Source organism: Agromyces sp. Y782, assembly GCF_059445405.1.
In genome coordinates this window covers 3,017,116-3,028,684 of record NZ_JCAIUG010000001.1, presented here as the reverse complement: position 1 = coordinate 3,028,684, position 11,569 = coordinate 3,017,116, and the positions used below count along the sequence as shown (strand labels likewise).

Here is an 11,569-nt window from a genome sequence, read left to right as displayed (position 1 = left end):
GGGAAGTACGGCTAGCGCTTGTGGACGCCGAGCCGCGGCAGGCGCGGCACCTCGACGGCAGCCCCGGAATCGGCGGGCACGATCTCGACCTGCGCCGCCGCGACGTCGATGCCGTGGCTCAGCACGATGAGCGGCAGGTCGGCCGGCACGGCGCGCTTGACGACCGCGAGCGCGACGGGGCCGAGTTCGTGATGCATGACCGCCGTCGTGATGTGACCGACGACCTTGCGCTCGGGCTCCGCACCGGCGGCGGGCTCGGGGCGGACCTTCTCGCCGACGACCTCGTCTCCGGGCATGGGCAGCACGGTATCGCTCCCGTCGAGGTGCAGCAGCACGAGCCGCCGCGGCGGACGCCCGAGGTTCAGCACCTTGGCGACCGTCTCCTGGCCCTTGTAGCAGCCCTTGCCGAGGTCGACGGCGCTTCGCAGCCAATCGAGTTCGTGCGGGATGGACCGCTCGTCGACCTCGGTCGCGAGGCGGGGACGCCATGCCGCGACCCGCAGGGCCTCGGCGGCGAGCGCACCCGCAACGTCGACCCGGCCGGCGCGCACAGCTTCCGCCGCGTCGGCCAGCGCAGCGCGCGGCACAATGCGTTCGATCCAGTGCCATTCGGATGCCGGGTGGCCGGCGTCGTTCGCGTACTGATGAGCCCCCGGGCGGAGGTGCTCCCACGGGTCGACCCAGTCGAGGGAGACACCGTTCGGGGCGAACGCCGGCGCCGCGGCATCCAGTGGAGTCGTGGACATCGCGCCGAGCACGGCGACCTCGCCACTCGCGTCGGCGACCTCGACCCGCAGCATGAACCGCATGCGATCGAGGAAGGCGGCGAGCGGCGCAGCCTCGTCGCCCTCGACGACGAGCCACGTGGTGGCGCCGTCGTCGACGATATGCGCCGCGTGCTCGATGCGCCCCGATGCGTCGAGGAAGAGGGCCTCGGCGCTCTCACCCGGAGCGAGCCGGTCGAGCGCCTGACTCGCCATGGAATGCAGCCACGAGAGCCGGTCGGGGCCGGTCACGGTCACGACGCCACGGCCCGAGAGATCGACGATCGCCTGCCCGCGTTCGAGGTGGCGCTGCTCGACGATCGGGTTGCCGTAGTGGCCGGCGACGCCCGCATCGACGCCTTCGGCTGCGACGGCGCCCGACAGGCCGAGAAAAGGGGAAGTAGTCATCAGTCGACCTTCGCGAGTCGGGCCGACGCGTGGGTGCGCAGCTCGTTTCCGAGGGCGGCGATATCCCACGCCCAGAGCAGATGGCCGTCGACGAGGCCGTAGAGCCTCGTGGCGGCCGCGTAGTCTTTCGCGCTGCTCGTGCGCAGCACTGCATCGGTCGCGAGGTCGATCCGGGGGCCCTTGACCTGGCCGAGGTAGAGCTCGCTGACTCCATCGGGGTGCACGATCGACACCTCGATGTCGAAGCCGCCGTCGGCGTTGCGCAGTGACTCGACGGCCTCGGCATCGGTGAAGCGCGACTCGCCGACCCCCGGCAGCATCCCCGGCCCCGGGTCGCCCTCACCGAGCTCGCGGGCCAAGCGCCAATACCCCGTCTCGGTGACGAGCGGTGTCGGTTCACCGCCTGCTTCGGCCGGGAACAGCCAGGAGTACGAGGTGTAGTTCAGGTGCGGGAGACCGTCGTGACTGAAGCTCACCCGCTGCCCGAATTCGTGCGTCACCGGCTCGGCGCCGCCCTGGTAGTCGATGACGCCCGAGCCCTCCCAGACCCCGAGCAGCCAGGAGAGCGGCGCGAGCTCTGCCGGAAGGTCGACGGGCAGGTCGATCATTGCCACGTCCTCACGGGCACCTAGCGCTGGCCCTTGAAGAGCTTGTAGACGACCACTCCGCTGACCCACGCGATCGCGAGGCTCGCGAGGCCGAGCAGGCCGATGAAGAGGAGTTCGAGGGCGAGCAGCTCAGACATGCTCTGAGTCTATCCGCTCACGGCACGGCGACGGGCGTCACCACGAGGGCCGCGATCGCGATGACCGCGACGGCGCCGGCGATGCTCCAGCTCGCCCGCACGACGAAGCCCTCTGGCCGTCGCGTGGCGAGCTGGGTGACGAGAGCGGCGATGACGGATGTCGCGAGCACCACGCCGAGCGCGCCGTAGACGCCGAGCCGCGTCGTGTCACCGAACCAGGCCGCGGTTCCCGCGTAGGCGAGCGTCACGACCACGACCGCGCCGACGAGCGCGATCGCCCAGACGAGCGCGATGCCGAGCCATCCGCTGCCGGTGTCGGTCTCGTCGATCATCGTCTCCCCATTCGTGTCGCGGCGCGCCCGTCGGCGTCCCGTAGTATTGACCGCACCTTACTACTGGAGGGTGAGCGTGGCGCAGCTCCTGATCTTGTCGCCGGCGGCCAACGACGATGTTCTTCCGGCTCTGTCACTCCTGACTCATCGAACGCGGATCATTCCCGCTTCGCCTGAGCAGTTGGTCAGGGCGCCCGAATCCGATCTCGTCTTCCTCGACGCCCGCACGAACCTCGCCGGTGCCAAGGCACTCTCGCAGATCCTCCGCACGACCGGGCTCTCCGTGCCGCTCATCCTGATCGTCACCGAGGGTGGACTCGCGGCGGTGACGCCCGACTGGGGAACCGACGACGTCGTGCTCGAGCACGCCGGCCCCGCAGAGCTCGACGCGCGCATCCGCCTCGCGATCGGTCGTTCGCAGTCGTCGCAGCCGAGCGAGCGCATCCAGACCTCCGGCGTCGTCATCGACGAGGCGAGCTACTCGGCGAAGGTGCACGGTCGCACCCTCGATCTCACCTACAAGGAGTTCGAACTCCTCCGTTTCCTCGCAGCGCATCCCTCGCGGGTGTTCACCCGCGAGCAGCTGCTCAGCGAGGTGTGGGGCTACGACTACTTCGGCGGCACCCGCACGGTCGATGTGCACGTGCGACGGCTCCGTGCGAAGCTCGGCGACCTCGACAGCCTCATCGGCACAGTACGCAACGTCGGCTACCGCTTCAACGTGCACGAGGAAGACGACGAAGGCGCATCGGTCACCGCCCGTTGACGAACACCTCATCTGCCGGTCACAGGCCAGTGGCATGATGAGGGGATGACCGCCGACAGCATCCTCGACGACCGCACGTCGAGCGACTTCGACGACGACTTCGAGCCGTTCGACCTCGAGGGCGCGCCCGAGCTCGCACCTGAGCGCTACCTCGACCGCGAGCTCAGCTGGCTCGCGTTCAACCAACGCGTGCTCGAGCTCGGAGAAGACCCGAGGGTGCCCGTGCTCGAACGGGCGAACTTCCTCGCGATCTTCGCCTCGAACCTCGACGAGTTCTTCATGGTGAGGGTCGCCGGCCTGAAACGCCGCATCGTGACCGGGCTGGCCATGCCGTCGAACGTCGGGCGGTCGCCACTCGACGTGCTCAGCGACATCTCCAAGAAGGCGCACGAGCTGCAGGAGCGGCACGCCGCCGCCTATCAAGAACTCGTCAAGCCGGCGCTCGCCGAGTCCGGCATCCGCATCATCACGTGGGCCGAGCTCGGCGACGACGAGCACGCCCACTTGCGCGACTACTTCTCCAAGCAGATCTTCCCCGTGCTCATGCCGCTCGCGGTCGACCCCGCGCATCCCTTCCCCTACATCTCGGGGCTCTCGCTGAATCTCTCGGTGCGTGTGCGCAACAGTCGCACGGGGCGACAGGAGTTCGCGCGCGTCAAGGTTCCGCAGATGCTGCCCCGGTTCGTGCGCGTCGATCCGGGCGAATCGATCGAAGACGCCCGCTACATCGCCCTCGAAGACCTCATCGCCAACCATCTCGGCGACCTCTTCCCCGGCATGGAGATCGTCGAGCACCACGTCTTCAGGGTCACTCGCAACGAAGACGTCGAGATCGAGGAGGACGAGACCGAGAACCTCATCAAGGCGCTCGAGAAAGAGCTGCTGCGCCGCCGGTTCGGGCCGCCGATCCGGCTCGAGATCACCGACGACATGGACGACGTGACCCTCGGGCTCCTCGTGCGCGAACTCGACGTCACCGAGCAGGAGGTGTTCCGCCTTCCCGCGCCGCTCGACCTCGGCGGCCTCTTCGACCTCTCGCGTCTCGACCGGCCCGAGTTGCACTACCCCACCCACGTGCCGACCACCGCGCTGCAACTGCAGCCGAGCGAGTCGAGCCTTCGGGCCGACGTCTTCGCCGCGGTCTCCCGCCAAGACGTACTGCTGCACCACCCCTACGAATCGTTCGCCACGAGCGTGCAGGCGTTCCTCGAGCAGGCTGCCGCCGACCCCGACGTGCTCGCCATCAAGCAGACGCTGTACCGCACCTCGGGCGACAGCCCCATCGTCGAAGCCCTCATCGATGCGGCGGAGTCGGGCAAGCAAGTGCTCGCCCTCGTCGAGATCAAGGCGCGATTCGACGAGCAGGCGAACATCTCGTGGGCGCGAAAGCTCGAGAAAGCCGGCGTGCACGTCGTCTACGGCCTCGTCGGTTTGAAGACGCACTGCAAGCTGGCACTCGTCATCCGCCAGGAGAAGGGCGTGCTTCGCCACTACAGTCACATCGGCACCGGCAACTACAACCCCAAGACGAGCCGCATCTACGAAGATCTCGGTCTGCTCACCGCCGACGACCAGGTCGGCAAAGACCTCACCCGGCTCTTCAACGAGCTCTCGGGCTACGCCATCGAGAAGAAGTTCAAGCGGCTGCTCGTCGCACCCCTGCACCTGCGCAAGGGGCTACTGAAGCTCATCGCCGGCGAGATCGGCAATGCCGAGGCCGGGCGCCCCAGCGGCATCCGCATCAAGGTGAACTCGATCGTCGACGAGGCGATCATCGACGCGCTCTACCGCGCGTCGAACGCGGGAGTGCCCGTCGAGGTGCTGGTGCGCGGCATCTGCAGCCTTCGGCCCGGCATCCCGGGGCTCAGCGAGAACATTCGGGTGCGTTCGGTGCTCGGCCGCTACCTCGAGCACTCGCGCATCTTCTCCTTCCTCAACGACGGCGACCCGCAGGTCTACATCGGCTCGGCCGACATGATGCATCGAAACCTCGACCGCAGAGTCGAGGCGCTCGTGCGGCTCGCCGATCCCGTCCACCTCGGTGAGATCGACTCGCTGTTCGACCTCGCGATGGCCGAGACGACGAGCGCGTGGTGGCTCGACGGCTCGGGCGAGTGGGCCAGGCGATCGGTGGATGCTGCCGGGCATCCACTCGATGACATGCAGAATAGGCTCATGCAGCAGATCGGCCAACGCACTCGTTCCGGACAGCGCCCTCGCTCGGGACCGAGGCGGTGACGACGGCGGTCTACGCCGCCGGCGCCGTCTGTTGGCGGGTCATCGACGGCAAGATGCACGTGCTGGTCATTCACCGTACCGTGTACGGCGACGTGACGATCCCGAAGGGCAAAGTCGACCCCGGCGAGTCGTTGCCGCAGACCGCCGTGCGCGAGATCGCCGAAGAGACGGGGCTCGAGGTCGCACTCGGGGTGCCGCTCGGGGTCTCGCGGTATCCGCTGCCGAGCGGGCGCGAGAAGATCGTGCACTACTGGGCGGCCGAAGTGAGCGAACGGGCCGTGCAACGCTCGACGTTCAAGCCGAACGCCGAAGTCGCCGCCCTCGAGTGGGTCACGATCAAGCGGGCTCGTGGATACCTCAGCTACGAGCCCGACGTCGAGATCCTCGACGCCTTCGCGACGCTGCTCGACCATGGCGTCACCTCGACCTTCTCGCTCGCAGTCGTGCGGCACGGCAAAGCCGTCGGTCGCTCGGGTTGGAAGAGAGCCGATGCCGCGCGGCCGCTGACCGAACGAGGCATCGAGCAGGCGGCGGGACTCGTGGAAACGCTCGGCGCGTGGGCACCGAAACGCATCGTGTCGAGCCCGGCCGTGCGATGCGTGACGACGGTGACGCCGCTTGCCGCCGCGACCGGCATCGAGATCAAGCGCGATGCGGGCATCAGCCAAGACGCGTGGGAGTCCGGCGACGCCGAAGTGCGCCGCGTCGTCGGCAAACGGGTGCGGGCCGGCAAGAGCGCGATCATCTGCAGCCACGCCCCGGTGCTGCCCGAGATCATGCGCGAGGTGGCTCTCGCCACCGGCACTCCCCTGGGCGCGTACGTCACGGATGCCGCTGAGCTCGAGGCCGGCGCGTTCAGTGTCGTGCACCTCTCGGCGACGAGTCCGGGATCGGGCATCATCGCGATCGAGACGCACGCACCGCGGGCGTAGGCGCGGCCGCAATACCGGTGGCCGCAGACGACCGATCGAGGGTTCACCGAGGAGAATAGGACGATGACCGACGCAATCGCGATCGACGTGCCACAGGCCGAACTGGACGATCTGCGAGATCGGCTTCAGCACACTCGCTGGTCGCGTGAGTGGCCGGTCACCGGGTGGGTGGCGGGCACCGACCCGACCGAACTGCGACGCCTGACCGCCTATTGGGCCGACGGTTTCGACTGGTACGCACAGCAGCGGGCCATCAACGACCTGCCCTGGGCCGTCGCGACGATCGACGCGATCCCGCTCCGCTACCTGCGATTCGAAGCTGAACGCCCCGGCGCCATGCCGCTGATCCTCACGAACGGTTGGCCGAGCACCGCGTTCGAGCTCGTCGAGGTCGCCCGGCGGCTCGCCACCCCATCGCACTACGGCGGCGACGCGGCCGACGCGTTCACCGTCGTTGTTCCGGCGCTGCCGGGTTTCCCGTTCTCGCCGCAGCGAGACATGCATGAAGAGCAGACGCACGAACTCTGGCACCGCCTCATGCACGACGAGCTCGGGTTCGAGCTCTACGGGGCGCACGGGGGCGATCTGGGTGCGGGAATCACCTCGAGACTGGCGCAGGCTCACCCCGAGGCGGTGATCGGGATCCACCTGCTCGCGGTCGCCGCTCTCGCCGCCGTCGACGAGACGACCCTGTCTGCAGCAGAGCGTCTCTATCTCGACGAGGTGAAAGCCTGGGTGGCGGTCGAAGGCGGTTATCAGCATGAGCAGCAGACACGGCCGCTCAGCCTGGCTCCCGCACTGTCCGATTCGCCGACCGGTCTGCTTGCATGGATCATCGAGAAGTACCGCGCCTGGAGCGATTGCGACGGCGATCTCTCGTCACGGTTCAGCGACGACTTCCTGCTGACGCAAGCGTCGCTCTACTGGTTCACGAACTCGATCTCCACCTCGTTCCGGCCGTACTGGGAGTTCGCAGCCGGCCTGACCACACGCGTCGCCCGAGTCGAGGTTCCCACCGCCGTCGCCGTCTTCCCGCGCGACCTGACTCACCCGCCACGTGCGTGGGCGGAGCGCACCTACAACGTCGTGCGATACACCGAGCTGCCGCGAGGCGGCCACTTCGCACCGCATGAAGAACCCGAGCTCCTCGCGGCCGATCTGCGCGAGTTCTTCCGCCCCCTCCGCTGAGTCGTGCGCTGATGCCGGCGATAGCGGCCGCGGCATCCGCATCGACAGCGGTCGTTCACCTGCTGTTTACCGTCGTGGCGGAAGCTCGTAAGGCGCGCTCATTAGCGTCGCAGGCGGGTCGGCACCGGCCCACAACCTGCAATCGAACCCCGGAAGGGAATTCACGTGAACCTCAAGCGTTTCGGCGTGCCCGCCGTCATCGCCGTCACTGCGGTGATCGCACTCAGCTCCTGTGCTTCGAACGAAGGCGGCGCAACTCCGTCTGACTCGGCATCGACGCTCTCGGGCAACCTCGTCGGCGCGGGCGCCTCCTCGCAGGACGCCGCACAGCAGTCGTGGATCGCCGGCTTCCAGACCGCGAACCCCGACGTCACCATCGACTACGACCCCTCCGGGTCTGGAGCGGGTCGTGAGACCTTCCTCGAGGGCGCCAGCGACTTCGCCGGCTCGGACCGCGCGTTCAACGACGAGGAGCTCGCCGCCGGCGGCTTCGCCAAGTGCGCGCCCGACTCGACCATCGTCCAGCTGCCGCTCTACATCTCGCCGATCGCCGTGATCTTCAACCTCGAGGGCGTCGACTCGCTCGAACTCGACGCGGCGACCGTTGCGGGCATCTTCGCCGGCACGATCACGAACTGGAACGACCCGGCGATCGCCGCGACGAACCCCGACGTGACGCTGCCCGACCTCGCCATCACGCCCGTGCACCGCTCCGATGACTCGGGCACGACCGAGAACTTCACCGAGTACCTCGGCGCCGCGGCATCCGACGTCTGGAGCTGGGAAGCCGACGGAGTCTGGCCGTTCGAAGGCGGCGAAGCCGCTCAGGGCACCTCGGGCCTCGTCGACGCCGTGACCAACGGCAACGGCACCATCGGTTACGCCGACGCCTCACGCGCCGGTGACCTCGGCACCGTCTCGATCCAGGTCGGCGACGAGTTCGTGCCGTACTCCCCCGAGGCCGCTGCCGCCATCGTCGACGCTTCGCCGTTCGCCGAGGGCCGCGCCGATGGCGACCTCGCCATCGAGATCGACCGCACCTCGGAAGAGGCGGGCGTCTACCCGATCGTGCTCGTGAGCTACCTCGTCGCGTGCGGCCAGTACGAGGACCCGGCGAACGTCGAACTCGTCAAGGGTTACCTCTCGTACATCGCGAGCCCCGAGGGCCAGGAAGTCGCCGCGACCGACGCAGGCTCCGCCCCGATCTCGGACACGCTCCGCGAGAAGATCACGGCTGCGATCGACTCGATCGAGTAGTAGGTTCGTGCCCGACCCCGATCGTTCACGACGGGGTCGGGCACGATCGCCACCCAGAATCCCTCCCTTGAGATCCGAGGATCGCACCAGATGACCGTAACGGCCCCGATCAAGGCGAAGCTCCGCGTCGGCGACCTCGTCTTCTCCCGCTCGGCGGTCTTCGCGGGATCGATGATCCTCGTCACCCTGGCCGCCGTGGCCATCTTCCTGATCGTGCAGGCACTGCCTGCGATGGTCGCTTCCAACGAGGATGCCTCCATCCTCAAGACGAACTTCTGGGACTACGTCGGGCCCCTCATCTTCGGCACCATCTGGGCCGCCACACTCGCACTCATCGTCGCGCTGCCCGTCTCGATCGGCATCGCCCTCTTCATCTCGCACTACGCACCGCGCCGGCTCGCATCGGTGCTCGGCTACATCGTCGACCTGCTCGCCGCGGTGCCGTCGGTCGTCTTCGGCCTCTGGGGCATCGGCGTCTTCGCTCCGGCCCTCGTCTCGGCCTACGCCTGGCTCAACGAGAATCTCGGGTGGATCCCGCTCTTCAGCGGCACCCCGTCTGCCACCGGCCGCACGATCCTCACGGCGGCGCTCGTGCTCGCGGTGATGGTGCTGCCGATCATGACCGCCATCTGCCGCGAGGTGTTCCTGCAGACGCCCGTGCTGCACGAGGAGGCGGCACTCGCCCTCGGCGCCACCCGCTGGGAGATGATCCGCACCGCAGTGCTGCCGTTCGGGCGACCCGGCATCATCTCCGCATCGGTGCTCGGCCTCGGGCGCGCGCTCGGCGAGACGATGGCCGTCGCAATGGTGCTCTCGGCATCGCCGGTGATCACGTTCCAGCTGCTGACCTCCGTCAACCCGAACACGATCGCGGCGAACATCGCGCTGAGCTTTCCCGAGGCGTACGGCCTCAACGTCAACGTGTTGATCGCCACCGGCCTCATCCTCTTCATCGTGACCTTCGCGGTCAACGCCTTCGCGCGCTGGATCGTCAACCGCCGCAAGGAATTCTCGGGAGCCAACTGATGACCGTCCAGACCACTCGGGCCCCCGAGGCCGGCACGCCGATCGCCAATTCGCTCACCGCTGGGCGGCTTCCGAAGTCGGCGCCGTGGACGATCCTCATCGCCGCGATCGCCGTCGCCGCCGCCGTGTTCGGCGTCGTCGCCGTCGGCACGGGCGCCGGCTACAACTGGGGCGGTGCGCTGTTCATCGGTGCGCTGCTCTACATCCCCTCGATCTGGTTGTTCTCGACCCTCGTCGAAGGCCGTCGCCGCGCGATGGACCGACTCGTCACCGCGCTCGTCACGGGCGCGTTCCTCCTCGCGATGATCCCCCTCGTCTCGCTCGCGATCACCGTCGTCACGCTCGGCGCCGCGCGCTTCGACGCCGACTTCTTCTCGATGTCGATGCGCAACGTCACCGGCGAAGGCGGCGGCGCGCTTCACGCGATCATCGGCACCCTGCTCATGACCGGGGCGGCGGCGATCATCTCGATCCCGATCGGCCTGATGACCTCGATCTACCTCGTCGAATACGGTCGGGGCAAGCTCGCCCGCGGTGTGACGTTCCTCGTCGACGTCATGACCGGCATCCCATCGATCGTCGCCGGCCTCTTCGCCTACTCGCTCTTCGCCATCTTCCTCGGCCCTGGCACCCGCACCGGCATCGCCGGCGCCGTCGCCCTGTCGCTGCTCATGATCCCCGTCGTCGTTCGCTCGAGCGAAGAGATGCTCAAGCTCGTGCCGAACGAGCTCCGCGAGGCGGCCCTCGCCCTCGGCGTGCCGAAGTGGCTGACGATCGTCAAGGTCGTGCTGCCCACCTCGATCGCCGGCATCACCACCGGCATCATGCTCTCGATCGCCCGCGTCATCGGCGAGACCGCGCCGCTCCTCATCGCGGCCGGCTTCACCGCGAGCGTGAACTACAACATCTTCGACGGCCGCATGCAGTCGTTGCCCGTGTACGTCTACACGCAGTACGCGAACCAGGGCAACCCGGCCGAGGCGTTCATCGACCGCGCCTGGGCCGCCGCGCTCACCCTCATCCTCATCGTCATGGCGCTGAACCTCATCGCGAGGCTCATCGCCCGAATCTTCGCGCCGAAGTTCGGCCGCTGAGACCCGCAAGCAAAGGAAACCCGTGTCCAAGCGCATCGAGGTCCGCGACCTCAACGTCTACTACTCGAAGTTCCTCGCCGTCGAAGGCGTGACGCTCTCGATCGAGCCCCGCAGCGTCACGGCGTTCATCGGCCCCTCGGGTTGCGGCAAGTCGACCTTCCTCCGCACGCTGAACCGCATGCACGAGGTCATCCCCGGCGCCCGCGTCGAGGGCGAGGTGCTCATCGACGGCAACAACCTCTACGACCCCGACGTCGACCCGGTGCTCGTGCGTCGCCAGGTGGGCATGGTGTTCCAGCGGCCGAACCCGTTCCCGACGATGTCGATCAAAGAGAACGTGCTCGCGGGCGTGAAGCTCAACAACAAGCGCATCTCGAAGTCCGACGCCGACGAGCTCGTCGAGAAGTCGCTCCGCGGGGCGAACCTCTGGAACGAGGTGAAGGACCGCCTCGACCGCCCCGGCTCGGGCCTCTCGGGCGGCCAGCAGCAGCGCCTGTGCATCGCCCGCGCGATCGCAGTCTCTCCCGAGGTGATCCTCATGGACGAGCCGTGCTCGGCGCTCGACCCGATCTCGACGCTCGCGATCGAAGACCTCATCGAGGAACTGAAGCAGCAGTACACGATCGTGATCGTGACGCACAACATGCAGCAGGCCTCGCGGGTCAGCGACCGCACCGCGTTCTTCAACATCGCCGGCACCGGCAAGCCCGGCAACCTCATCGAGTACGACGACACCACGACGATCTTCTCGAACCCGTCGGTGCAGGCGACCGAAGACTACGTCTCGGGCCGCTTCGGCTGAGCCCCGACCCGTCGCGG

General features: G+C 67.9%; 11 protein-coding genes. 8 read left to right on the top strand and 3 right to left on the bottom strand.

Going from position 1 to position 11,569, the window contains the following annotated elements:
* Positions 1-11: 11 nt before the first annotated feature.
* From ygfZ to AC1C2S_RS13780, 3 genes are all read right to left on the bottom strand, one after another.
* Positions 12-1,172 carry a CAF17-like 4Fe-4S cluster assembly/insertion protein YgfZ gene (gene ygfZ / locus AC1C2S_RS13790; protein WP_495353085.1) on the bottom strand — a complete coding sequence of 387 codons (1,161 nt, stop codon included), beginning with the start codon at positions 1,170-1,172 and terminating at the stop codon, positions 12-14.
* On the bottom strand, positions 1,172-1,780 hold the full coding sequence (locus AC1C2S_RS13785; RefSeq protein ID WP_495353084.1) for a heme-binding beta-barrel domain-containing protein: 609 nt from the start codon (positions 1,778-1,780) through the stop codon (positions 1,172-1,174). The genes ygfZ and AC1C2S_RS13785 overlap by 1 nt, the downstream gene beginning before the upstream one ends.
* Positions 1,781-1,934: 154 nt before the next feature.
* A complete protein-coding gene (locus tag AC1C2S_RS13780) occupies positions 1,935-2,249 on the bottom strand; it encodes a hypothetical protein (protein WP_495353083.1) in 315 nt (104 codons plus the stop codon).
* A gap of 76 nt (positions 2,250-2,325) precedes the next feature.
* Here AC1C2S_RS13780 and AC1C2S_RS13775 point away from each other — a divergent pair, with 76 nt between their 5' ends.
* The 8 genes from AC1C2S_RS13775 (at position 2,326) to pstB (ending at position 11,552) form a co-directional block, all read left to right on the top strand.
* Positions 2,326-3,015: a response regulator transcription factor gene (locus tag AC1C2S_RS13775; RefSeq protein ID WP_495353082.1), complete on the top strand. Its 690-nt coding sequence runs from the start codon at positions 2,326-2,328 to the stop codon at positions 3,013-3,015.
* Positions 3,016-3,060: 45 nt separating this feature from the next.
* Positions 3,061-5,253 carry an RNA degradosome polyphosphate kinase gene (locus tag AC1C2S_RS13770; RefSeq protein ID WP_495353081.1) on the top strand — a complete coding sequence of 731 codons (2,193 nt, stop codon included), beginning with the start codon at positions 3,061-3,063 and terminating at the stop codon, positions 5,251-5,253.
* Positions 5,250-6,185 (top strand): NUDIX hydrolase, encoded by a 936-nt coding sequence (locus tag AC1C2S_RS13765; protein ID WP_495353080.1) that lies wholly within the window; start codon positions 5,250-5,252, stop codon positions 6,183-6,185. Before AC1C2S_RS13770 ends, AC1C2S_RS13765 begins: the two co-directional genes overlap by 4 nt.
* A gap of 63 nt (positions 6,186-6,248) precedes the next feature.
* On the top strand, positions 6,249-7,373 hold the full coding sequence (locus AC1C2S_RS13760) for an epoxide hydrolase family protein (protein WP_495353079.1): 1,125 nt from the start codon (positions 6,249-6,251) through the stop codon (positions 7,371-7,373).
* Positions 7,374-7,538: 165 nt separating this feature from the next.
* Positions 7,539-8,630, top strand: coding sequence for a phosphate ABC transporter substrate-binding protein PstS (locus tag AC1C2S_RS13755; protein ID WP_495353078.1), 1,092 nt, complete (start codon positions 7,539-7,541; stop codon positions 8,628-8,630).
* 90 nt (positions 8,631-8,720) lie between these two features.
* Positions 8,721-9,656, top strand: a complete 936-nt coding sequence (pstC, locus tag AC1C2S_RS13750) for a phosphate ABC transporter permease subunit PstC (protein WP_495353077.1) — start codon at positions 8,721-8,723, stop codon at positions 9,654-9,656.
* Complete coding sequence (gene pstA, locus AC1C2S_RS13745; protein WP_495353076.1) at positions 9,656-10,750, top strand: phosphate ABC transporter permease PstA; 1,095 nt, start codon at positions 9,656-9,658, stop codon at positions 10,748-10,750. The genes pstC and pstA overlap by 1 nt, the downstream gene beginning before the upstream one ends.
* A gap of 22 nt (positions 10,751-10,772) precedes the next feature.
* On the top strand, positions 10,773-11,552 hold the full coding sequence (gene pstB / locus AC1C2S_RS13740; RefSeq protein WP_495353075.1) for a phosphate ABC transporter ATP-binding protein PstB: 780 nt from the start codon (positions 10,773-10,775) through the stop codon (positions 11,550-11,552).
* The last annotated feature ends 17 nt before the right edge of the window (positions 11,553-11,569 follow it).

Excerpts from the sequence above, each read along its gene's own strand:
- ygfZ (WP_495353085.1), bottom strand. The coding sequence starts at position 1,172 with ATGACTACTTCCCCTTTTCTCGGCCTGTCGGGCGCCGTCGCAGCCGAA.
- AC1C2S_RS13785 (WP_495353084.1), bottom strand. The coding sequence starts at position 1,780 with ATGATCGACCTGCCCGTCGACCTTCCGGCAGAGCTCGCGCCGCTCTCC.
- AC1C2S_RS13780 (WP_495353083.1), bottom strand. The coding sequence starts at position 2,249 with ATGATCGACGAGACCGACACCGGCAGCGGATGGCTCGGCATCGCGCTC.
- AC1C2S_RS13770 (WP_495353081.1), top strand. The coding sequence starts at position 3,061 with ATGACCGCCGACAGCATCCTCGACGACCGCACGTCGAGCGACTTCGAC.
- AC1C2S_RS13760 (WP_495353079.1), top strand. The coding sequence starts at position 6,249 with ATGACCGACGCAATCGCGATCGACGTGCCACAGGCCGAACTGGACGAT.
- pstC (WP_495353077.1), top strand. The coding sequence starts at position 8,721 with ATGACCGTAACGGCCCCGATCAAGGCGAAGCTCCGCGTCGGCGACCTC.
- pstA (WP_495353076.1), top strand. The coding sequence starts at position 9,656 with ATGACCGTCCAGACCACTCGGGCCCCCGAGGCCGGCACGCCGATCGCC.